This is a genomic window from Massilia oculi (assembly GCF_017582745.1).
GTDB classification, from domain to species: Bacteria; Pseudomonadota; Gammaproteobacteria; order Burkholderiales; family Burkholderiaceae_D; genus Telluria; species Telluria oculi_A.
On the sequence record NZ_JAFVIM010000005.1, the window covers coordinates 74,888 to 97,794 of the forward strand.

Consider the following 22,907-nt stretch of genomic DNA (forward strand, 5'->3'; position numbering starts at 1 on the left):
CGTGCCCTGCGATCTTCATGCCGGCGCCGGCGCGCCCGCCTCGCGGCAGGCCGGCAGGGCGACCACGACTTCGCTGCCCTGCCCCTCTCCCGGACTCGATGCGCCGACCCGGCCGCCATGCAGGTGCACCAGCCTCTTGACCAGGGCCAGCCCGATGCCCAGGCCGCCCTGCGAGCGGTCCGGGGTGCGCTGCCCCTGGCGGAACAGTTCGAACACGCCGTCGACCAGCTCGGGCGCCATGCCGATGCCGTTGTCGCTGACCGCAATCTCGACCATGCCGTCCACCCGCGCCAGCGCGACGACGATGCGCCCTCCCGGCGGCGTATACTTGGCCGCGTTCGACAACAGGTTCGCCAGCACCTGGACCAGGCGCTTGCGGTCGCCATGGATGCAGGCCCCGCCGGCGTGGTCGGCCACCGACAGCGCGTGCGCGCGCGCCTCGATGAGCGGGCGCGCCTGCTCGACGGCCTCGTCGACCAGCAGGCGCGCCGCCACGTCTTCCTGGACCAGCGCGATCAGTCCGCGGGGCACGCGCGACACGTCCAGCAGGTCGTCGATCAGGCCGGTCATGTGGGTGACCTGGCGCGCGATCACCTGGCCAATGTGCTCGACCCGGGCCGGATCGGCCTTGGCCAGGGGCAGCAGCGCCGCCGCGCTGCGGATCGGCGCCAGCGGATTGCGCAGCTCGTGGCCGAGCATGGCGAGGAACTCGTCCTTGCGCTGGTCGGCTTCGCGCAGCGCGTCCTCGGTCAGCTTGTGCTCATGGATGTCGGTGCAGGTGCCCATCCAGCGCTGTATCACCCCTCGCGAGTCGTGCACCGGCAAGGCGCGGCCCAGCACCCAGCGGTAGGCGCCGCTGTGGTGGCGCAGGCGGTACTCGATCTCGTAGGGCTCGCCGGTGTCCAGGGAATGGCGCCACCTGGCCCAGGCTGCCTCCTGGTCGTCCGGATGGAACATGCCGTTCCAGGCCTCGCCGTCGGTCATCCCGGGCGGCGCCCCGGTGAAGGCGTACCACTGGTCGTTGTAGTAATCGTGGAAGCCGTCGGGCCGGGTCGACCACACCATCTGCGGCATCGCATTGGTGATCGCGCGAAAGCGCGCCTCGCTCTCCGCCAGCGCGCGCTCGGCGGCGCGGGTCGCCGAGATGTCGATCACCACGCCGAAGCCCTGGCGGCCATCGGCCAGCAGGTTGCCGGCGCCGACCAGCACCGGAATGCGGCGGCCGTCGCGGTGCAGGAATTCCTTCTCGATCAGCGGCATCACCCCGTGCGCCCGCAGGCGCGCAAGGCCGGCGTCGTCGACCTCGCGCCACTCGGGCGGCGTCAGGGCGCGCCAGGACAGGCCGCGGAGGCGGTCCTCCTGGCTCAGCCCCAGCATGGAGAGAAAGGCGTCGTTGCAATCGAGGATCTCGCCGTCGACGGTGTAGCGCACCACGCCGACCGGACTGAGTTCGACCAGCCGCCCCAGTTCGCGCGCGGCCTGGTCGACTTGCGGCGGCAGCGCCGCGGCCACGCCCAGCACCCCGACGATGGCGCCATCGGCTTCGCACACCGGCGACAGGGCGAGCCCGATGCGGGTGGGAAGCTCCAGCTCGGAGCTGGCCTGGGCCAGGCTGCCGTCGAGGATGCGCGCAACCGGGTCGATGGCGCCCGGCAGCAGCGCGGCGAGCGGCGTCCAGGCATCGGGAGATGCGGCCCGAGCCCCTTCCAGCAGCGCCGTGAAGGCCGGATTGGCTGCGGCCATGACGCCGTCGCCGTGCACGATGAACATCGGCGCCGGCGACGCGCCGATCAGCCGCAAGCCCTGCTCCAGTGCTGAAGGGATATGGGTAGGCTGCGGTGATCTGGAGTGGTGGGTCATTGCAAGCAATCGTACGGTGGGACGCGCCCTGGCAGAGCCGGGCCAGTGTAGCACGGCGGTCCGGGAAGTCCGCGCCCGTTCAGGCGGCGGCCAGGTCGGCGGCCGACTCCATGTCCACCGCGACGATGCGCGAAACGCCCTGCTCCTGCATCGTCACCCCGATCAGCTGGCTGGCCATCTCCATCGCGATCTTGTTGTGCGAGATGAACAGGAACTGGGTGTGGTCGGACATGCGCTTGACCATGCGGCAGAAGCGTTCGGTATTGGCGTCGTCCAGCGGCGCGTCGACCTCGTCGAGCAGGCAGAATGGCGCCGGGTTCAGGCGGAACATCGAGAACACCAGGGCGGTCGCGGTCAGCGCCTTCTCGCCGCCCGACAGCAGGTGGATGGTGGCGTTCTTCTTGCCCGGCGGCTGGGCCATGACCTGCACGCCCGCGTCCAGGATCTCGTCGCCCGTCATCACCAGCCTGGCATTGCCGCCGCCGAACAGGATCGGGAACAGTTCCGAGAAGTGGCCATTGACGCGGTCGAAGGTGTCCTGCAGCAGGTCGCGCGTCTCGCGGTCGATGCGGCCGATCGCGTCTTCGAGCGTGGTGATGGCCTCGTTCAGGTCGGCGTTCTGCGAATCCAGGAAGCGCTTGCGCTCGGTGGCCTGGGCCAGCTCGTCGACCGCCGCCAGGTTGACCGCGCCCAGGCCGTTGATGGCATTCGTCAGCCGCGTGACTTCGCCCTGCAGGTACTGGGGCTTCAGTTCCGGAACGAGCTTTTCGCTCAGTGCCGCCTCGTCGGCGCCGGTGGCGGCCAGCGCCTCGGCGAACTGCTCCTGGTTCAGGCGCGCGGCCTGCTCCTTCAATTGCATCTCGGTGATGCGGTCGCGCTGCGGCTGCAGGCTGCGCTCGGACCCCATGCGCGCCTCTTCGGCCGCCCGCAGCTGCTGGGCTACCTGGTCCAGCTCGTGGCGGGCGTCGGACAGCGCCACTTCCTGCTTCGTGCGGCGGTCGAGCAGCTCTTGCAGGCCTTCGTGCGCGGTGCCGCTTTCCAGGGTTTCCAGTTCCAGGCGCGCCTGGGCCAGGCTGGCGCCGACCTGTTCGGCCTGGGTGGCGGCAGTCGCCATCGTGCGGCGCAATTCCTCGATGCGGCTGCGCTGGGCGCGCTCGGCGAACTGGGCCTCTTGCGCGCTGCGTTCCAGCTCGCGCAGGTGCTCGCGCGCGCGGCCCAGGGCCTGCTCCTGTTCGAGGAAGGCGGTCTGGCCTTCTTCGTGCGCTTCCTGCAGCTCGGCCAGTTCCAGGTCGAGCTGTTCGAATTCCTGCTCAGCCTCAAGCTGGGTCTGGCGTTGCTCGGCTTCCTGGGCCGCGATCTCGGACAGGTCGTCCGCGATCTGGCCGCTCCGCTGGTTGAAGCGGGCCTCGATCTCGCTCTGCTTGAGCACCTCGATCTGCAGCGCATGTCCCTCGCGCTGCAAGGTGGCCACGCGGCCGCGGGCATCCTGCAGCCGGCGCGCCAGGTCGGTGACGGCGGCATCGGCGCGGACCGCGCGCGCACGCGCCTCGTCGGCCAGCAAGGCCTGGGCCTTGAGCTGTTTGCCGATGTTCTCGATCTCGTGCTGGCGCGCCAGCATGCCGTCCTGCTCGGCGTCCGGCGCGTGGAAGCGCACGCTGGAACGGGTCACCAGGTGACCTTCGCGGGTGACGAAGGCGGCGCCCTGCGGCAGGCGCGCGCGCTCGGCGAGCGCCTGTGCCGCATCGACGGCCACGTAGACCCCGTGCAGCCAGTCTTCGAGCACGCCGCGCACGCCGGCGTCGTTCACGCGCAGCAGGCTCGAAAATGGCTTGAAACCGTCAGGTGGCGCCGGATGAGCGCCCGCCTGCGGCGCGTACAGCGCCAGGCGGGCCGGTGGGGCGTCGAGCACGAAGGCCCTGGCCCAGTCGATGTTCGACACTTCGAGGGCGCCGGAACGCTCGCGCAGCACGGCCTCGAGTGCGGTCTCCCAACCCTCTTCCACGTCCAGCTTTTGCCACAGGCGCGGCAAGCCGGCCAGCTCGTGCTTCTCGAGCCAGGGCTGGACCTTGCCCTGGGTCTGCACGCGCTCCTGCATCTGGCGCAGCGCGTTCAGGCGCGCCTCCAGCTGGGCGTTGGCGGCGCTCTCCATCTGCACCTGGGCATGCGCCTCCTTGCGTTCGAGTTCGACCGCCTCTTGCCGGCCGGTCGCCTCCTCCAACAGCATGGTCTGCTCTTCCAGCGCCATCTGCTTTTCTTCCAGCTGCAGGCGCAGGTTGTCGAGGGTCGCGCTGTCGGGCAGGTTGAGGCCATTCCTCTCCTGCTGCAGGCGTTCGCGCCGCGCCGCCAGGTTGTTCAGGATGCCGGCGGCATTGCGGCCGTGGGCCGAGGCCAGCTCGATGCGCTGCTGGACCTGCATGATGCGCGCGCGCGAGGCGGTCGAGCTTTCCTGGCCGGCGCGCCAGGCCGCTTCCAGCTCGGGCAGGCGCTCGTTGTGGACCTCGACCGCGATCTGGGCGCCTTCGGCGCGCGCGGCCAGTTCCTCGAGCTGCATCTCCGCTTCTTCCTGGCCCTCGCGCTGTTCCTGCTCCTGCGCCAGCCATTGATCGCGCTGGGCGGTGAGCGTGACGATCTGGTTCTGCAGCCGGGTGCGCGACTCGACCACGAACTTGATCTGCGCCTCCAGGCTGCCGATCTCGGAATTGATCTGGTACAGCGCGCCCTGCGCCGTGTGCAGGCGGTCGCCGGCGGCGAAGTGGGCCTGGCGCAGGTGTTCGAGGTCGACCTCGACGCTGCGCAGCCTGGCAGTCTGCGCTTCCAGGGCGGTTTGCGCCTCTTCCATCTCGCGGAAGAATTTCACCTGTTCAGCCTTGGCCTCGTTCTTGCGCATCAGCCAGAGCAGCTTCTGCTTTTCTTCCTGGTCGGCCTGCAGCTGGCGGAAGCGATTCGCCACCGCCGCCTGGGCCTCCAGTTTTTCGAGGTTGGCGTTGAGTTCACGCAGGATGTCCTCGACCCGCAGCAGGTTCTCGCGCGTGTCCGACAGGCGGTTCTCGGTCTCGCGGCGCCGTTCCTTGTACTTCGAGACGCCGGCCGCTTCTTCGAGGAAGACCCGCAGTTCTTCCGGGCGCGATTCGATGATGCGCGCGATCATGCCCTGGCCGATGATGGCGTAGGCGCGCGGACCGAGACCGGTGCCGAGGAAGATGTCCTGGATGTCGCGCCGGCGCACCGGCTGGCCGTTGATGTAATAAGTGGACGTGCCGTCGCGCGTGAGCGTGCGCTTGACCGCGATCTCGGCGTACTGGCCCCACTGGCCGGCGGCCTTGCCGGCGCTGTTGTCGAACACCAGTTCGACCGAGGCGCGGCCGGCGCTCTTGCGGTGGGTGGAGCCGTTGAAGATCACGTCCTGCATCGACTCGCCGCGCAGTTCGGAGGCTTTCGACTCGCCCAGCACCCAGCGCACCGCGTCGATGATATTGGATTTGCCGCAGCCGTTGGGGCCGACCACGCCGACCAGCTGACCCGGCACCTGGAAATTGGTGGGATCGACGAACGACTTAAATCCCGACAATTTGATGGAAGAGAGGCGCACGTGGATCGGCTATGACTGTAGAGGTAAAGCGCGCATCATACCATTGCCGGCATGGGCTTGACCGCCGCGCTCAGGATGCGGCCGACCACGCCCTCGGCCGCCACCACGCGCATCGCGCCTTCGCGCAGCAGCTCGGCCAGGCGCGCGGCCGGCAGCGAAAACGCTTCCTGGCGCCCGGCGCCCGAGAAGATGTACAACGTGCGCAGCGGGCTGACCCAGGCCAGGCGCACCCGGCGCACGATGTGCGCCTCGCTCAGCTCGAGGCGCATGCCGCGCTCCAGGCTGGCAAGCAGGGCGGCGGCCGGATCGCTTGCCGCCGCCTGCGCTTCCTCGGCCCGGATCCTGGCCTGTTCCCGCTCTTCTTCCTGCTCCTGGGCGACCCGGCGCAGCGCATCCTGCTGCGCCGCCTCGAGCGCCAGTTCGAGCTGGCGTTCGGGCAGCAACTCGATCGGCGCGCGCACGATCGAGGCGTGGCATTCGGCCAGCTCGGCGAAGAACTGCAGGCGCTCGGCATCCTGCCAGCGGGTGGCGTCGAGCCAGTTGTTCAGGCTTGCCAGCAGCGCCGGCAGGCGCGCGATCAGGGCCTTCCTCTGCTCCTGGGTCGCCTTCGGCTTGACGCTCCAGATCAGGTCTTCCATCGTGCGCGTGGCATTGTCGACGGCGCCGGGACGGCTGTCCTCGATCGTGTAGGCCAGTGCCAGCGCGGCGCTCCAGCGGCCCTCCAGAAAGCCCGAGACGGCCGGTATCAGCTGCTCTCCGGTGAGGCGCAGCGCCACCGCGCGCCGGGCCGAACGCTCGGCGGCGGCGCGCTTCTCGCTGCGCATGGCCTGGGCGATGGGCGCCGCCATCGCCGCTTCTTCCATATGATCGCGCGCGGCCAGGCCGGCTTCGAGATCGGCCACGGCAGCGCCGAATTCGGGGTCAAGCTGGCCGCGCACGCGCTCGACGCTGCTGCGCATGGCGCGGTAGACCGGGTCGTCCGCGTCCAGGGGGCGTTCCCAGCCGGCCTGCGACAGCAGGTCGAGCAGGCGCCGCGCCGGATGGCTCTCCTGGAAGAAGAAGCTACGGTCGCGCAGCGCGGTGCGCAGGACCGGGAGCTGCAGGTGGCCGATCAGCTCGCGCGTCTCGGGGGCGACGCCGTCGTCCTGCAGCACGCTGCCGAACACGCGCGACAGCAGGTCGAGCGTCGTTTCGTCGGCGCGCGACAGGGCGCCCTGCGGCAGGCTGGCGCGCAGGCCGGGCAGGACGGGGACGCCGGGGGCGGCGTCCCGGGCCGCGGCGCCGGCGCGGGCCAGGAGCTCACTCAAGGAATGCGTCAAGGGCTGCGCGGACGGCGCCAGCGGCACGGCGCTGCCGGCGCCGCCCGAGGCGTAGACCGGTGACGGATGGGCGGTCACGCCGGCGGCGGCGCCCGAGGGAACGGCGCCCGCTGCAGGCGCGGGCGGCGCCAACGGCGCCACCGCGAAGCCGGACGCCGCGCTCGGACGCCAGCCGCCGCTGCCCTGCGGCAGGTTCGGGATCTCGTCGACAGCCAGCGCCGGGTCGAACAGCTGGCGCAGCTGCTGGGCCAGCGCGGCATCGCGCCGGGCGCGTTCGGCCTGGCGCGACGCGCGGTCGTCGGTCTTGCTGAAGCGGGTGTCGGCGTTGTCGCCCTTGCGTGCCTTGAGCTTCTCGATCAAGGCCTCGTACATCGGTCCCAGGTCGAACATCAGGCCGGGACGCAGCAGCGGCGCCACCAGGCCGTGGGCGTCGGGATCGGGCTCGAACTGGCGCCAGGCCGCGTCCACGGCGGCCAGGAAGACGTCGGGACGGAAGGGGTTGTGCGCGGCGCGCACCAGGTCGCGCCCGAGCAGCAGGCCGAGGCGCACGCCCAGCGTGGCCAGGCCCTCGGAATGCTGCAGGTCGAAGGGCCGGCTGACGGCGCCCAGCGCCATCTGCTGGTCGATCTGTTCCAGCGGGACCAGGCTCAGTTCGGCCGCGGTGGCCGGGGCCGCATTCGGGACGCCGGCGGCGTGCGGGAGCAGGCCCGCGACTTCGCGGCGCAGCGCCGCTTCGATCTCGCTCGTCGCCAGGTGGGTGAAGGCGTAGCCGTTGTCCTTGAGGAGATTGCCGGATTTTACGCGCCGCATGACGGTGGCGGGGTCGAGTCCGGCCGCGGTCAGGTCGAGCAGCGCGGACACCATGCGCCGCGCCATGTCCGCCAGGCCGGACTCGGCATGGCTGCGCGCGATGTCGACCAGCTCGGCCAGCGCCGCCTGCTGGGCGGATGCGGCCTTGCGCGCGGCAGAGCTCTGGGCGGATGGGGTGGCCATGACGGTTCGGCGAAGTGAGGCAAGCCCCTATTCTGCCATATTCTTACCTCTCAGCAATGACCAAACACATCCTGGCCGGGGCGTCGCTGGCCGCCGGCGCGACGGCCGGCGACGGCTGGCGACGGCTGGCGACGGCGCCCGGTTCAGATATTGCGCAGGATGGCGCCTTTCGGCGGCGCGAAGTCCAGCACCTCGTGGATCATCTTTGCCTTCTTGGCATCGCGCGCGGTCATGTGCAGGTCGCCGTACTGGTGGACGCTCCACTGCTCGGGCGCGAGTTCGATTTCCTTGCGCAGGATGGCCTCGGTGCGCGCATCGTCGGCGCGCAGGCCTTCGACGATGATGTTGAGCGCATCCGGCCGCGAACCGGGCGAAGCGGTCGCATGCGACTTGTGGATCATGAAGCGCGCGGTCTCGCTGGCATAGCGGCGCGAGCCAGCCAGGTAGAGCACCACCGCGATCGAGGCCACCGCCCCGGCGTTATACATCACAAACTTGATCGGCGAGCTGGCCATGAAGTTATACAGGCACAAGCCGTCGCTGACATAGCCGCCATTCGACTGCAGCAGCACGTGGGCGGTATCGATCCCGTCCTCGGTCATCGCCGCCACCGCCTCGAACATCCGGTGCACCATATCGCTGTTGACGTCGCCCGACAGCGTGTACCAACCCTCTTTCTCCTGCAACGTTTTTTCTTCGTTCATAGTCAATTCCCGCCTACAAAGTAAGTGGAACAAGTGTAGCAAATCACGACAAACACCCCGACCGCCCTGCGCCAATAGTGCGCAGCAATACTTTCCAGCAATTCCGCAGTGAAATTCTACAATTAGGGTCAGAGTAGATTTATTGGGCAATTCCTCAAAGTTGTCAAACAATTCGACTCCGACCCTAATTAATTTCGGGCGGTTTAGCGCTACCAAAAATAGGATTTGATTCTCAGCGTCAAATAGTTTTCCGGATGAACGCCTTTTGTTTCCCCAGCGGTCAGAAAACAATGAGGGTCAGAGTAGAATTAATGAGCAACTTCGAAAGTTGTCAAAGAATTCGACTCTGACCCTAATTGTTGAGTAAGGGGGTGGGGGAAATAAAAGTGGGGGCTTGTGTGGTTGACAGGGGTGGCGGGCTGGCATATCCTCCGCAGTCTTGATCGGGAGAGCGCAGCGACGCTGCCGCCGAAGGGGCACTCACCCATAAACTCTCAGGCAAAAGGACCGGTCAAGGGACGGCGGCGCACGGCGCGGCCGGTCAACTCTGGAGAGCGGCCGCGATACGGCCCACCGAAGGGGCAAGCGGCGCCAGCCGCTATCTCTCAGGTACCAAGGACAGAGGGGTCGATAGCGCACGACGATCGTGCCGACACCCTATTCATGCCCGAGGATTCCATGACGCTCAAAGCGACCCCGCTCAATTCCGCTCACCGTGCCCTTGGCGCCAAGATGGTCGACTTCGGCGGCTGGGATATGCCCGTCAACTACGGCTCCCAGATCGAAGAGCACAACGCGGTGCGCAGCGACGCCGGCATGTTCGACGTGTCCCATATGTGCGTCGTGGACGTCAAGGGCGCCAACACCCGCTCCTTCCTGCGCGGTCTGCTGGCCAATAACGTCGACAAGCTGCAAGTGCCGGGCAAGGCCCTGTACTCGTGCATGCTCAATCCCGAAGGCGGCGTCATCGACGATCTGATTGTCTATTTTCTGTCCGAGGACTGGTTCCGCATCGTCGTCAACGCCGGCACCGCCGACAAGGACGTGGCCTGGATGAACGCGCAGAATGTCGCCACCAACAGCGGCGTGACTATCACCCAGCGCCGCGACGGCAACGATCCGATCGCCCTCATCGCCGTCCAGGGCCCGAACGCCCGCGCCAAGGTGTGGCAGGTGCTGCCGACCACCCAGGCGGCGACCGAAAACATCAAGCCGTTCAACGCCGCCATCGTCGGCGATACCGCCTTCGGCGAAGCCATGGTCGCCCGCACCGGCTATACCGGCGAAGACGGCTTCGAGATCGGCGTGCCTGCAAGCCAGGCCGAAGCCCTGTGGAATGCCCTGCTCGCCGCCGGCGTCAAGCCCGCCGGCCTCGGCGCGCGCGACACCCTGCGCCTGGAAGCCGGCATGAACCTGTACGGCCAGGACATGGACGAAACGACCAACCCGCTCGACGCCGGCCTGGCCTGGACCATCGACCTGGTCTCCGAGCGCGACTTCATCGGCAAGGCCGCGCTGCAGGCCAAGGGCCAGGGCGCCCAGTTCGTCGGCCTGATCCTGCGCGAGAAAGGCGGCATCCTGCGCGCCCACCAGGCCGTCGTTGCCGCCTCCGGCAAAGAATCGGAGAAATTCGGCGAGATCACCAGCGGCACCTTCAGCCCGTCCATGCAGCAGGCGATCGCCCTGGCGCGCGTGCCGATGGACGTCGCCGTCGGCGACACCGTGCACGTGATCATTCGCGACAAGCGCCTGGCCGCCAGCGTGGTCAAGCTGCCGTTCGTGCGCAACGGCAAAGTGCTGGCCGCCTGAATCGTCGTTGCGTCATAACAAACACGTATACTAATAAACCCACCATCCTCAGGAGTTTCCATGAACATCCCTACCGACCTGAAATACACCGAATCCCATGAATGGGTGCGCCGCGAAGAAGACGGCAGCCTGACCGTGGGCATCACCGAATACGCGCAGGACGCGCTGGGCGACATCGTGTTCGTCGAACTGCCGCAGGTCGGCAAGGCATTCACCGCGGGCGACGACGCCGCCGTGGTGGAATCGGTCAAGGCCGCCAGCGACATCTACGCTCCGGTCTCGGGCACCGTCACCGCCGTCAACCAGCCGGTCGCCGACGCCCCCGACTCGATCAACCAGGATGCCTACGGCGCCTGGCTGTTCAAGCTGGCCCCGAGCGACGCCGCCGCCTACGACAAGCTGCTCGACGCCGACGCCTACGGCAAGACCACCGACCACTGATGGTCCAAGGTGCGCCCGTCCCCGGGCGCACCTCCCTGTGCACCCCTTCTCGATCCAGCCAGCATTGGCGCCAGACTCCTTTCTATCATGACCCGCTCCAGCCTCACCCAACTTGAAGCACGCGATTCGTTCATCCCGCGCCACATCGGCCCGTCCGAATCCGAACAGGCAGCCATGCTGTCGACCCTCGGCTACGCCACCCGCGCCGCCCTGATCGACGCCGTGGTCCCGGCCAACATCCGCCGCAAGGACAAGCTGGACCTGGGCCAGTTCGCCGAGCCGCGTACCGAAGAAGAAGCGCTGGCGCTGCTGAAGGGCCTGGCATCGAAGAACAAGGTGCTGAAATCGCTGATCGGCCAGGGCTACTACGGCACCCACACGCCGAAAGTCATCCTGCGCAACATCTTCGAAAACCCGGCCTGGTACACCGCCTACACCCCTTACCAGCCAGAGATCTCGCAAGGCCGCCTGGAAGCCATCCTGAACTTCCAGCAGGCCATCACCGACCTGACCGGCATGGGCATCGCCAACTCGTCGATGCTCGACGAAGGCACCGCCGCCGCCGAGGCGATGACGCTGATCCAGCGCGTCGGCAAGTCGGCCTCGAAAGTGTTCTACGTGGCCGACGACGTGCTGCCGCAGACCCGCGAGATCATCGAGACCCGCGCCGAACCGATCGGCGTCGAAGTGCGCACCATCGCACCGGCCGACATCGAAAAACTCGAGGAAACCTGCTTCGGCGTGCTGCTGCAATACCCGGGCGTCGATGGCGAAGTACGCGACTACCGCGCTGCTTGTGAGCACCTGCATGCCGCCGGGGCGATGGTGATCGTGGCCGCCGACCTGCTGGCGCTCACGGTCCTGACCCCGCCGGGCGAATGGGGCGCCGACGTCGTGGTCGGCAACAGCCAGCGCTTCGGCGTGCCGCTCGGCTTCGGCGGCCCGCACGCCGGCTACCTGGCCACCCGCGACGAATTCAAGCGCAGCATGTCGGGCCGCCTGGTCGGCGTCACCGTCGACGCCCAGGGCAACCCGGCCTACCGCCTGGCGCTGCAGACCCGCGAACAGCACATCCGCCGCGAAAAGGCGACCTCGAACATCTGCACCGCGCAGGTGCTGCTGGCCGTGATGGCCGGCATGTACGCGGTTTACCACGGCCCGCAAGGCCTGGCCCGCATCGCGCGCCGCGTGCACCGCCAGACCACCATCCTGGCCGCCGGCCTGCAGCAGCTGGGCTTCGAGCTGGTTAACAAGACCTTCTTCGACACCGTCACCGTGCGCGTGCAGGATGCAAACGCGATCCACCAGCAAGCCAATGCGCGCGGCCTGAACCTGCGCCAGATCGACGCCACCACCGTCGGCGTCTCGCTCGACGAAACCGTCACCCGCGACGACCTGGCGAACCTGTTCGCAGTGTTCGGCAATGGCAAAACCCTTGACCTGGACCAGCTGGACGCCGGCGTGGCGGAAGCCTTCCCGGCCGCGCTGGCCCGCACCAGCGCCTACCTGACCCACCCGACCTTCAACCGCTACCACGCCGAGCACGAGATGCTGCGCTACCTGCGCGCGCTGGCCGACAAGGACCTGGCGCTGGACCGCACGATGATCCCGCTCGGCTCGTGCACCATGAAGCTCAACGCCACCGCCGAGATGGTGCCGGTCACCTGGCCCGAGTTCTCGAACGTCCACCCGCTGGCGCCGAACGAGCAGACCATCGGCTACCGCGAGATGATCGCCCAGCTGGAAGCCATGCTGTGCGCTGCCACCGGCTACGCCGCCATCTCGCTGCAGCCGAACGCCGGCTCGCAGGGCGAGTACGCCGGCCTGCTGGTGATCCAGAAGTACCATGAGTCGCGCGGCGAAGGCCATCGCAACGTGTGCCTGATCCCGTCCTCGGCCCACGGCACCAACCCGGCCTCGGCCAGCATGGTCGGCATGAAGGTCGTGGTCACCGCCTGCGACGACAACGGCAACGTCGATCTCGCCGACCTGAAGGCCAAGGCCGAGCAGTACAGCAAGGACCTGGCCTGCGTGATGGTCACCTACCCGTCGACCCACGGCGTGTTCGAGGAAGGCATCAAGGAACTGTGCGAGATCGTGCACGCGCACGGCGGCCAGGTCTACGTCGACGGCGCCAATATGAACGCGCTGGTCGGCCTGGCCGCGCCTGGCGCCTTCGGCGGCGACGTCAGCCACCTGAACCTGCACAAGACCTTCTGCATCCCGCACGGCGGCGGCGGCCCCGGCGTCGGCCCGATCGGCGTCGGCGCCCACCTGGCGAAGTTCCTGCCGAACCAGCGTTCCACCGGCTACGTGCGCGAAGGTCAGGAGAACGGCGACGGCATCGGCGCCGTCAGCGCCGCCGCCTTCGGCTCGGCCTCGATCCTGCCGATCTCGTGGATGTACATCGCGATGATGGGCGCCGCAGGCCTCACTTCGGCGACCGAAGTGGCGATCCTCAACGCCAACTACATCGCGCGCCGCCTGGCCCCGCACTACCCGGTGCTGTACGCGGGCCACGACGGCCTGGTCGCCCACGAGTGCATCATCGACCTGCGCCCGCTGCAGGACAAGACCGGCATCAGCAACGAAGACGTGGCCAAGCGCCTGATGGACTTCGGCTTCCACGCCCCGACCATGAGCTTCCCGGTGCCGGGCACCCTGATGATCGAGCCGACCGAGTCGGAATCGAAGGCCGAGATCGACCGCTTCATCGAGGCGATGATCACCATCCACGCCGAGATCGTCAAGGTCGAGCGCGGCGAGTACGACCGCATGGACAACCCGCTCAAGGGCGCGCCGCACACCGCCGAAGTCGTGACTTCGGACGCCTGGGCCCACGGCTACACCCGTGAAGTGGCGGCCTTCCCGGTCGCCGGCCTGCGCAAGAAGAAGTACTGGCCGCCGGTCGGCCGCGCCGACAATGTGTACGGCGACCGCAACCTGTTCTGCGGCTGCGCGCCGATCAGCGATTACGAGTAATCGCCCGGGTTGACCTAACCCGTCACTTGCGGCTCGAGGCGAGCCGCAAGTGCGACGCCTGGTGACGGCGGCGTTCCCTGTTGCCCCCCCGGCGTTCGCGCGCCGGATCGAAGGGCTTCGACAAGGGGACGCCGCCGTCGTCTTTCCGGCCCGCGTCCTCCGCCTGCGGGGCCGCCGCGCGGGCGCCCTCTTCTTCCAGCCTGAACCCCGCCACCGTGCGCGACAGCGCCAGCGCCTGCATCTGCAGGGTGCGCGCCGCGCTCGCGGCTTCTTCCACTAGCGTGCAGTTCTGGCGCGTCACCTGGTCCATCTGCACGATCGCCTGGCCCACGTCGGCCAGGTGCGTGGCCTGGCCTTCGCCGGCGGCGCCGATGCGCCCGGCCAGGTCTTCCACCTCACGCACCGTGCCGGCGATGCGCTCCATGCTGCTGCCGGCGTGCAGGGCCCAGGCAGCGCCACCGTCGATCTCGGCCAGCGACTGGGCCGCCACGGCGCGGATCTCGCGGCTGGCGGCGGCCACCCGGCGCGCCAGCGCCCGCACCTCGCCGGCCACTGCGGCCATCGCCGGCGACTGCGCGCAGCTGTCCATGCCTGCATCCACGCCGGCATCCATCTGTGCGCGCGCCGCGTCCAGCGCGGCGTTCAGGGCCAGCGTGCCGGTCTCGCTCGCCGCCAGGTCCAGCCCGTCGACGATCTCGACCACCCGCTGCGCGCCGCGGCGGCTGCCCTCGAGCGTCGCCACCAGCCGTTCGACCACGTCGCTGCCTTCGTGCGCCGCCTCGCCGGCGCCGGCGGCCAGGCGGTTGGCGGCGCGCGCCTGGTCGGCGCCAAGCTTGACGTCGGCCGCCAGCTCGCGCAGCGCGCCTTCGGTATGGGCCAGCGCGCTGGCGCGGAACACGGCGCGGCTGCCCAGGCTCAGGCTGCCGAGCTTGATGTCGCGCGAGGCGGCGCCGATCAGGCGCGCCGATTCCAGGATCGAACGCAGGGTGCCGTTCAGGTTGCGGATGCTGGCGTCCAGCTGACGCGAGGTGTCGGCGATCTCGTCGCCGCCGTAGTCGTGGTCGAGATGCGCTCGCAATGTCAGGTCGCCGCTGGCCAGGCCGCTGGCGGCCCGCCCGATGCCGCGGATCTCGTCCAGCAGGATGCGGCGCACCGCGAAGGTGATCGCCAGCGACAGCCCGATCGCCAGCAGCACGACCGCCGGCATCAGGACCGAGATCATGCGAAAGTCGGCCTTGGCGCTGCTGGAGGCCTCGCGCGACAGCGCTTCTTCGAGCGCGGCCAGGTCGGCCAGGCGCTGCGCCACCAGCGCGAACGCGCTCTCGGCCTTCTGCATGGCGTTGGCGCTGATCGAGCCGTCCAGCGGCGCCAGCTCGATCACCTCGCGCACCGCCTCGGCATAACGCTGTTGCGCCGCGCCGGCCTGCTCCACGTGGCGGTCTTCGGCCCCGGTCAGGGTCATCTTGCCCAGGGACTCCAGGCCGGCCGCGATGCGCCGGTGCTGGGCCAGGATGTCCTGGCGCAGCGGCTCGGTGCGCGCCACCGGGAAGCTGCCGCCCATCCAGCTCAGCAGGCGATAGATGTCGGCGTGCGCCTTCTGCGATTGCGCCGCCAGGCTGCTGGCGGCGCGCATGCTGGCCGCGCGCTGGCCGACGATCGATTCGAGCGAATCGTTCTGGCGCACCATCGCGTAATACGCCACGCAGGACAGCAGGAGCAACAGGACCAGGACGGCGCCGGGTGCGAGCAGCAGCTTGGGACCGATGCGCAGGCGGGCAAGCATGGTCAGCCCGGCAGCGGCGTGGAAGGGGGGAACGGGCGGCGCACGGGGCGCGGGGTCGAAGCGGTCATGGCATCCTCTCGGTCGGCGCCTGTTTCTTTGGCGCACTCATCAATGTACGCCGCCGGCACGCCCGGGCGCTTGCGGCGGCGCAAGGCGGTGACGGCGCCTTGCTTTTCGCCGGCCGATGGCTATGATTGTGGACCGCCAGACCAATAACAAGCAAACAACCACGGAAAACGCAGCATGACGTCGACTTGCGCGCGCATCATCCTGGCCTGGGCCCTCGCCGGCATCCAGGCCCTCGCCCCCGCCCATGCCGCCACCCCGGCGCCGTGGGACGCCAACCTGCAGCACAGCGGCTGGACGCGCAAGGACGGCGCCCCGGCCGGCCTGTATTCGATGGCCCAGGATGCCGACGGCCTGCTGTGGTTCGCCGCCCGCGATGGCCTGTACAGCTTCGACGGGGTGAGCTTCGTGCGGAACGACCGGGTTTACGGCCACCGCCTGCACTCGCCGGTGACGATGGCCGTCGCGGCCCTCGACGACGCGATCTGGGTCGGCTACCAGTTCGGCGGCATCAGCCGCTTCGAGCGCTCCGGCGCGCGCCACTACGTCGGCGCCGACGCGCCGCGCGGCTCGGTGCACCGGATCGCGCGCACCGCCGACGGCACCACCTGGGCCGCCACCAGCGCCAGCCTGTACCGGCTCGACGGCGACGTCTGGCGCCCCGCCGGGCCGGAAGCCGGCCTGCCCGCGGGCGGCCTGCACCAGCTGACGATGCTCGCGGACGGCGGCATGCTCGCCTACTACCCCGACGGCGTCTACCGCAGCGCCGGGGGACCGGCACCGGACCGCCCGCGCTTTCGCAAGGTGCTCGACCAGCCCGGCGTCGACGGCGGCGAGCTGCAGCCGGACGGCCGGGTCCTGATCAACAGCCGTTCGCGCGGCATGCAGCTGTTCGATCCGGACAGCGGCGCGCTGGCTCCGCTGACCCTGCACAACGGCGGCCTGCCCAACCTCGGCTACTACAGCGACGCCCATGGCGGCCTGTGGGTCGGCACGGGCGAATCGGTCCAACTGCTCGATCGCGAGGGCAAGGTCGTGCGCCAGTTCGTCACCTCGGGCGGTTTCACCGGCTCGACCTTCAGCGCCAACCTCACCGACCGCGAAGGCAACGTCTGGTTCGTCACCCCGGAAGGGGTCGACCGGGTGCGCCCGGCGCGGCTGGCGATGGTGGCGCTGCCGGCCGGCTTCACCGCCGCCCTGGGCGTCACGCCCGGCGCCGACGGCGCGGTCTGGATCGGCACCTCGGACGTGCAGGACACCTTCAATATGCGCAGCATCGTGCTGGCTGCCGATGGCGCCCAGCGCCGTAGCGAGATCGCCGGGGTGACCGCCAGTCATCGCCAGGACGACGGCGTCCTCTGGTTCGCCAGCAGCGACGCACTGTGGCGAGTGGACGGCGCGGCCACCCGCCGCTGGCCGCTGCCGGCCGCCTTCGCCGGCCGCGACGTCCAGGCCATGAGCACCGATGGCGACGGCAGGCTGTGGCTGTCGGTGGTCGGGCTGGGCGTCCATGCCTTCCACGAGGGCGCCTGGCGCGCCGGCGGCGGCTACCCGGAACTGGAGCGCGACACCGCCGTCAGCATCGCGCGCGACCGCGCCGGTCGCATCTGGTTCGGCTACACGGGCGACCGGATCGCCGTGCTGGATGGGACTACCGTGCGCCGCTACGACGCCACCCACGGCCTGGCGGTCGGCAACACCCTCGCGATCGCGCCCGGCCGCCGCCATGTCTGGATCGGCGGCGACCGGGGCCTGGCATGGTTCGACGGCAGCCGCTTCCACACGATCGGCGAACGCGAGCGAGGCGACTTTCGCGGCGTGTCCGGCATCGTCGAGCGCGCCGGCGGCGAGCTGTGGCTGCACGATACCAGCGGACTGGCGCGCATCGACGCGACCACGCTGGCCGGCGCCGGCGGTCCGCCGGCCCTGGTTGGCGCCGAGCGCTTCGACCATCTCGACGGCCACCGCGGCCTGCCGGCCCAGATCCGCCCATTGCCGACGCTGGTGCAGGCCAGCGACGGGCGGCTGTGGTTCGCCACCTCGAGCGGCGTCGGCCACATCGATCCGGCGGCGATCCCGCGCAATCCGCGTCCCCCGACGGTCCTGGTGAGCGCGCTGCGCACCGACCGCCAGTCCTTCGCGCCGGATGGCACCACGGTGCTGCCGCCGCGCACCACGCGCCTGGAGATCGATTTCACCGCCACCGCCCTGTCGATGCCGGAGCGGGTGCGCTTTCGCTACCGCCTGGTCGGCCAGGATGCAAACTGGCGCGATGCCGGCGGCGTGCGCCAGGCGGTCTATACCAACCTGGCGCCCGGCGCCTATGTCTTCGAGGTCAAGGCTGCCAACGAGGATGGCGTCTGGAGCCCGCAGCCGGCGCGCGCGGACTTTCGCATCGAGCCGGCCCCGACCCAGACCGCCTGGTTCAGGCTGGCCTGCGCTCTGGCGCTGCTGGCGACGGCCTGGCTGCTGCACCGCTGGCGCCTGAAGCGGGTCGAGGCGCGCCTGCACGCCGACGTCGACCTGCGCCTGCGCGCGCGTGCGCTGGAGCGCGAGCGCATCGCGCGCACCCTGCACGACACCTTCCTGCAGAGCGTGCAGGCCCTGGTGCTGCGCATGCACGTGCTGATGGGCAGGCTGCCGGCCGGCAGCGGGATGCGGGCCGAGGTCGAGGCGGTGCTGGCGCGCGCCGAAGACGTGATCGAGGAAGGCCGCCAGCAGGTGCGCCAGCTGCGGGTGCCGGGCGTGCGCCACGGCTGCCTGCTGCAGGCGCTGGAAGACGCCGGCGGCGAACTGGCGGCGTCGTCCGGCGTGGCCTTCGCCCGGGAAGTCACGGGCAATGTGCGAGAACTGGACCCGGAAGTCGAGGACGAGATGTTCACCATCGGCCGCGAAGCGCTGTCCAACGCCTTCCACCATGCCGGAGCCACGCGGGTCACGCTGACGCTCGACTACCACGCCGACAGCCTGCGCCTGGCGGTGAGCGACGACGGCCAGGGCATCCCGCCCGAGATCCTGGCCCGCGGCGGGCGCGAAGGCCACTGGGGCCTGCCCGGCATGCGCGAGCGGGCGCGCCTGGCCGGCGGCGCGCTGGAGATCGACAGCACCCCGGCCGGCACCATCGTCAGTGTATGCATACCGGTAACAACTGCTTACCAAGGCATGCGTCGTGCATGAGCACAGCGCCGTATAACGCGCTATGCTTGCACGAGACCCGATCGAGGAAAAACCGATGAAAGCTCGCGCCTTCGCATTGACGCTTGGAATACTGACGGCCGCCGGGGCTCATACCCAGGCCCAGGCCCAGTTGCTGCCCGACCCGGCGCCGCGCCAGCCGGCCCAGCTCGAACCCGGCAAACCCGCCGCGCCCGATCCGTTCGCCGGCAGCCACCAGCCCTATCCGCGCGTATACGGCGGCAACGTGGCGGCCCAGCCCAACGACCACGTGTTCACCGGAATGCGGCGCGATCCGCGCCTGATCGCCGGCGTCGAGGTGGCGCCCAACGTCGCCATCGAGGGCGGCTACCTCAACCTGCCGGACAAGGGTCTGCACAAGGTGGAGCCGGGCAAGCCCGCCGACGCCTCGATCCCGCTGGGCGAAAAAGGTTCCAGCAACCACCTGGCCGCCAAATATTCGCTGCCAGCCGGCGACCGCCTGTCGGCCTACGGCAAGGCCGGCATCGCCTATACTGAAAAAAAGAAGGAACGCGGCGTGGCCGGGTCCGATACCGGCCTGTACACCGGCGCCGGCGCCAGCTACAAGGTCGACAAGCGTACCACCGTGAGCGGCGACTTCGTGCGCCACGGCGATGCGGCGAAGAAGCTCGACCGCGTGCGCGACGGCCTGCAAGGCAATCTCAAGATGGGCTTCTGAAAGGACGCGACATGGGGCGATCAGCCTTCCTGCTGGCGGCGGCCGTCGCCACCGGCGCGCCGGCCCAGGCGCAACTGGCGGAATCTACCGCGTCGCCAGTCGAACTGGCCGACACCCGCCCACGCAGCGTGTTCTCGGCCCCGCGCGATCCGGGGGACCAGGCCTTCCCGCGCGTGTATGGCGGCAACCTGAACGCCAATCCCAACGACCGCCTGTTCGGCGGCCTGTTCAAGACCGATCCCAGGCTGCTGATGGGCGTCGCGGTGACGCCGGGGCTGGCCTTCGAGGCCGGCTACGTCAACCTGCTCGACCAGGGTTTCAGGCCGGTGAACGAACGCGATCCCGAAGACACGACCGGCGCGATCGGCCTGCGCGGCTTCAACCTGCACGCGGCCGTCAAGGTCACGCAGCCGCTCGGCGAACGCCTGTCGGCCTACGGCAAGCTGGGCGTGGCGCACAGCCAGAACCGCCGTGGCCAAATCCAGGGCGTCGATACCGGCCTGTACACGGGCGTCGGCGCCCGCTACCGGGTCAGCGAGCGGGTCACGGTCGACGGTTCCTTCGAGAACCATGGTCACGCGGCCCAACGCTTTCAGAACGCGACCAATTCCAGCAGCAGGGTCAAGGCCAACCTCAGCGTCGGTTTCTGAACCGCCGCTGGCGGGACGGGCGCGCTACACTAGCGCCCATGAGATTTTCCGTCTTCCTGGCGCGCTACCGGCGCCTGCTGCCCGCCGGCCTTGCCTCGCTGCTGCTGCACTTGCTCGCGATCGCCTGGGTCGACACTCGCCTCGCGCCGCCGGCCGTCACGGTCGGCAATCCCGCGCTGGCGCTGCGCCTGGTCGACACGCCGCCTGCCGCGCCACTGCCGCGGGCGCCCGACCTGCCCGCGCCGGAGGTCGCCGTGCCCGAAGCGGCCCCGGTGCCAACCATCGACGCTCCGGACGGCGACGTACCCTTGCCCGCGCCCGCGCCGGTCGCCGAGCCGCCTCCACCAGGCCTGGAGGGCGACGTCGCCCCGGTCCGGATGCCGGATACCTATCGCATTGCCCCGCCGCCCTCGGGCCGCATCGCATACACGGTCACGCGCAGCGCCGCCGGCGGCGCGCCGCGCGACGCCGGCAGCGCCAGCATGACATGGCGCAGCGACGGCAACAGCTATGCGGTCGAGATCGATGGCGTGATGGGAACACTGTCGAGCGAAGGCCGGGTCGACGACGCCGGCATCGCCCCCGAGCGCGCGCTGCGCGCCGTCGGCACCGGACAGGCAGCGACCACCTTCGACCGGGCCACGGGCACGATCGCCAGTGCTGGCGGTCACGCCGACCAGCTGGCGCCCGGCAGCCAGGACCCGGCCTCGGTGCTGCTGCAACTGGCAGGCATCGGCCTGGGCGACGCGCGCCAGGTGCGCAGGGAACTGGAATTCTGGGTCGGGGCAAGCGACGGCGCCGGCGTCGAACGCTACCAGGTGCTGGGCCCGGAGCGGATCGAGACCGGCGCCGGACCGCTCGACACGGTGCGCCTGGCGCGCCTGGCGGAGCATGGCGCGCCGCTGCTGGAGCTGTGGCTGGCGCCGCAGCATGCCTGGATGCCGGTGCAGCTGCGGCTGACCGGCGCGGACGGCACGGTCAGCACCCAGACCATGGCCTCGATCGCGATCGAGGCCGTGCAAGAGGAGTAAAACGGCGCGGGATGCCTCCCGCGCCGCGGCGGCCGTCAGGCCAGCTTGGCCGCGTGCTCGCGGGTCGCGTGGAACACCAGCTTGGGCCAGCGCTCCTGGGTCAGGCGCAGGTTCACGCCGGACGTCGCCAGGAAGGCCATATTGCCGGCGGCGTCGTAGGCAACCTGGTGCCCGAGCTGGTTCTCGAAGTCGGCCAGCGATTTCTTGTCTTCGCTCGAGATCCAGCGAGCGCTGCTGATGCTGCTGCTTTCGAACACCGCGTCCACGCCATACTCGTTGAGCAGGCGGCTGGCCACGACCTCGAACTGCAGCACGCCGACCGCGCCCAGGATCAGGTCCGAGCCCAGCACCGGCTTGAACACCTGCACCGCGCCCTCTTCGCCCAGCTGCTGCAAGCCCTTGTGCAGCTGCTTCACTTTCAATGGGTTGCGAATCCGCACCGTGCGGAACAGGTCCGGAGCGAAGTACGGAATGCCGGTGAAGGTCAGCATCTCGCCTTCCGAGAAGCTGTCGCCGATCTGCATATTGCCGTGGTTCGGCAGGCCGATGATGTCGCCGGCGTAGGCCTCTTCGACCTGTTCGCGGCTCGAGGCCATGAAGGTCACGACCGACGACAGCTTCACTTCGCGTCCCAGGCGCAGGTGCTTGACCTTCATGCCCTTCTCGAAGCGTCCCGAGCACACGCGCAGGAAGGCGATGCGGTCGCGGTGGGCCGGGTCCATATTGGCCTGGATCTTGAACACGAAGCCCGAGAACTTGGGTTCGGTCGGCTCGACCGCGCGCACGGTGGCGTCGCGTTCGCGCGGGGCCGGGGCCCAGTCGACCAGCGCCGACAGGATCTCGCGCACGCCGAAGTTGTTGATCGCCGAGCCGAAGAACACCGGGGTCTGCACGCCCGACAGGAAGCGCTCGAGGTCGAACACGTGCGAGGCGCCGTGCACCAACTCGACTTCCATCTTCAGTTGCTCGATCTCGAGCGGGAACATCGCGGCCAGCTTTGGATTGTCGATGCCCTTGACGATCTCGAAGGCGCCGTCGGCCTTCTCCTCGCCGGCCTTGAACAGCATGATCTCGTCGCGCAGCAGGTGGTACACGCCGCGGAAGTTCTTGCCCATGCCGATCGGCCAGGTCACCGGCGCGCACTCGATCTTGAGCACGGACTCGACTTCGTCCAGCAGTTCCAGCGGATCGCGGGTCTCGCGGTCCATCTTGTTCATGAAGGTGACGATCGGGGTGTCGCGCATGCGGCACACGTCGAGCAGCTTGATGGTCTGTTCCTCGACGCCCTTGGCGGCGTCGATCACCATCAGGGCCGAGTCGACCGCGGTCAGCACGCGGTAGGTGTCTTCCGAGAAGTCCTGGTGGCCCGGGGTGTCGAGCAGGTTGATCACGTGCTCGCGGAACTCGAACTGCATCACCGAGGACGCGACCGAGATGCCGCGCTGCTTCTCGATGTCCATCCAATCCGAGGTCGCGTGGCGGCCGCTCTTGCGGCCCTTGACGGTGCCGGCCAGCTGGATCGCGCCCGAGAACAGCAGCAGCTTCTCGGTCAGCGTGGTCTTACCGGCGTCAGGGTGGGAAATGATGCCGAAGGTGCGGCGGCGCGCGACTTCGCGCGCGGTCAGGCCGCCCTGGCGGGAGGTGGTGCTGGTGGTGTCGTCGCCGGCGTCGGGGGTATCGTTCGCGGCGGAGATGTCGGTGTCGTTGGCCATAGTCGAGCCCTTTGGACGGCCCTGGTAAGAAAACCCTCAATTTTACCGTCTCCGCCCTCTCCCGTGTGAATTGAATGGCGCCGCCCCGGCGGCG

The 22,907-nt window shown here is 69.3% G+C and carries 13 protein-coding genes and 2 riboswitches; of the genes, 7 read left to right on the forward strand and 6 right to left on the reverse strand.

Annotation, left to right across the window (positions count from 1 at the left end; genetic code table 11):
* Window positions 1-15: 15 nt before the first annotated feature.
* From J3U95_RS07695 to J3U95_RS07710, 4 genes are all read right to left on the reverse strand, one after another.
* On the reverse strand, window positions 16-1,860 hold the full coding sequence (locus J3U95_RS07695) for a sensor histidine kinase (RefSeq protein ID WP_208278026.1): 1,845 nt from the start codon (window positions 1,858-1,860) through the stop codon (window positions 16-18).
* Window positions 1,861-1,939: 79 nt separating this feature from the next.
* Window positions 1,940-5,449 carry a chromosome segregation protein SMC gene (smc, locus tag J3U95_RS07700; protein WP_208278027.1) on the reverse strand — a complete coding sequence of 1,170 codons (3,510 nt, stop codon included), beginning with the start codon at window positions 5,447-5,449 and terminating at the stop codon, window positions 1,940-1,942.
* 35 nt (window positions 5,450-5,484) lie between these two features.
* On the reverse strand, window positions 5,485-7,761 hold the full coding sequence (locus tag J3U95_RS07705; RefSeq protein WP_208278028.1) for a DUF1631 family protein: 2,277 nt from the start codon (window positions 7,759-7,761) through the stop codon (window positions 5,485-5,487).
* 143 nt (window positions 7,762-7,904) lie between these two features.
* A complete protein-coding gene (locus J3U95_RS07710) occupies window positions 7,905-8,465 on the reverse strand; it encodes an ATP-dependent Clp protease proteolytic subunit (protein ID WP_208278029.1) in 561 nt (186 codons plus the stop codon).
* Between the two features lie 434 nt (window positions 8,466-8,899).
* A riboswitch (glycine riboswitch) is annotated at window positions 8,900-8,985 on the forward strand.
* A gap of 17 nt (window positions 8,986-9,002) precedes the next feature.
* Window positions 9,003-9,097, forward strand: a riboswitch (glycine riboswitch).
* 46 nt (window positions 9,098-9,143) lie between these two features.
* On the opposite strand from J3U95_RS07710, the gene gcvT reads away from it, so the two are divergent.
* From gcvT to gcvP, 3 genes are all read left to right on the forward strand, one after another.
* Window positions 9,144-10,274: a glycine cleavage system aminomethyltransferase GcvT gene (gene gcvT / locus J3U95_RS07715; RefSeq protein WP_208278030.1), complete on the forward strand. Its 1,131-nt coding sequence runs from the start codon at window positions 9,144-9,146 to the stop codon at window positions 10,272-10,274.
* A 60-nt stretch (window positions 10,275-10,334) separates the two neighbouring features.
* Window positions 10,335-10,715, forward strand: a complete 381-nt coding sequence (gene gcvH / locus J3U95_RS07720) for a glycine cleavage system protein GcvH (RefSeq protein ID WP_147935818.1) — start codon at window positions 10,335-10,337, stop codon at window positions 10,713-10,715.
* Window positions 10,716-10,802: 87 nt separating this feature from the next.
* Complete coding sequence (gene gcvP / locus J3U95_RS07725) at window positions 10,803-13,697, forward strand: aminomethyl-transferring glycine dehydrogenase (RefSeq protein ID WP_208278031.1); 2,895 nt, start codon at window positions 10,803-10,805, stop codon at window positions 13,695-13,697.
* A gap of 22 nt (window positions 13,698-13,719) precedes the next feature.
* Here the strand turns inward: gcvP and J3U95_RS07730 are convergent, their stop codons facing one another.
* Window positions 13,720-15,480, reverse strand: a complete 1,761-nt coding sequence (locus J3U95_RS07730) for a methyl-accepting chemotaxis protein (protein ID WP_208278032.1) — start codon at window positions 15,478-15,480, stop codon at window positions 13,720-13,722.
* A gap of 243 nt (window positions 15,481-15,723) precedes the next feature.
* Between J3U95_RS07730 and J3U95_RS07735 the strand changes: the two genes are divergently transcribed.
* The 4 genes from J3U95_RS07735 to J3U95_RS07750 are packed head-to-tail and all read left to right on the forward strand — an operon-like array spanning window position 15,724 to window position 21,101.
* Window positions 15,724-18,723, forward strand: a complete 3,000-nt coding sequence (locus J3U95_RS07735; protein WP_208278033.1) for a sensor histidine kinase — start codon at window positions 15,724-15,726, stop codon at window positions 18,721-18,723.
* Between the two features lie 55 nt (window positions 18,724-18,778).
* Window positions 18,779-19,420 carry an outer membrane beta-barrel protein gene (locus J3U95_RS07740; protein ID WP_208278034.1) on the forward strand — a complete coding sequence of 214 codons (642 nt, stop codon included), beginning with the start codon at window positions 18,779-18,781 and terminating at the stop codon, window positions 19,418-19,420.
* 11 nt (window positions 19,421-19,431) lie between these two features.
* Window positions 19,432-20,070 carry a putative outer membrane beta-barrel protein gene (locus J3U95_RS07745; RefSeq protein ID WP_208278035.1) on the forward strand — a complete coding sequence of 213 codons (639 nt, stop codon included), beginning with the start codon at window positions 19,432-19,434 and terminating at the stop codon, window positions 20,068-20,070.
* 38 nt (window positions 20,071-20,108) lie between these two features.
* Complete coding sequence (locus J3U95_RS07750) at window positions 20,109-21,101, forward strand: DUF3108 domain-containing protein (RefSeq protein WP_208278036.1); 993 nt, start codon at window positions 20,109-20,111, stop codon at window positions 21,099-21,101.
* Window positions 21,102-21,136: 35 nt separating this feature from the next.
* Here the strand turns inward: J3U95_RS07750 and J3U95_RS07755 are convergent, their stop codons facing one another.
* Window positions 21,137-22,813: a peptide chain release factor 3 gene (locus J3U95_RS07755; protein ID WP_208278037.1), complete on the reverse strand. Its 1,677-nt coding sequence runs from the start codon at window positions 22,811-22,813 to the stop codon at window positions 21,137-21,139.
* Window positions 22,814-22,907 lie beyond the last annotated feature (94 nt).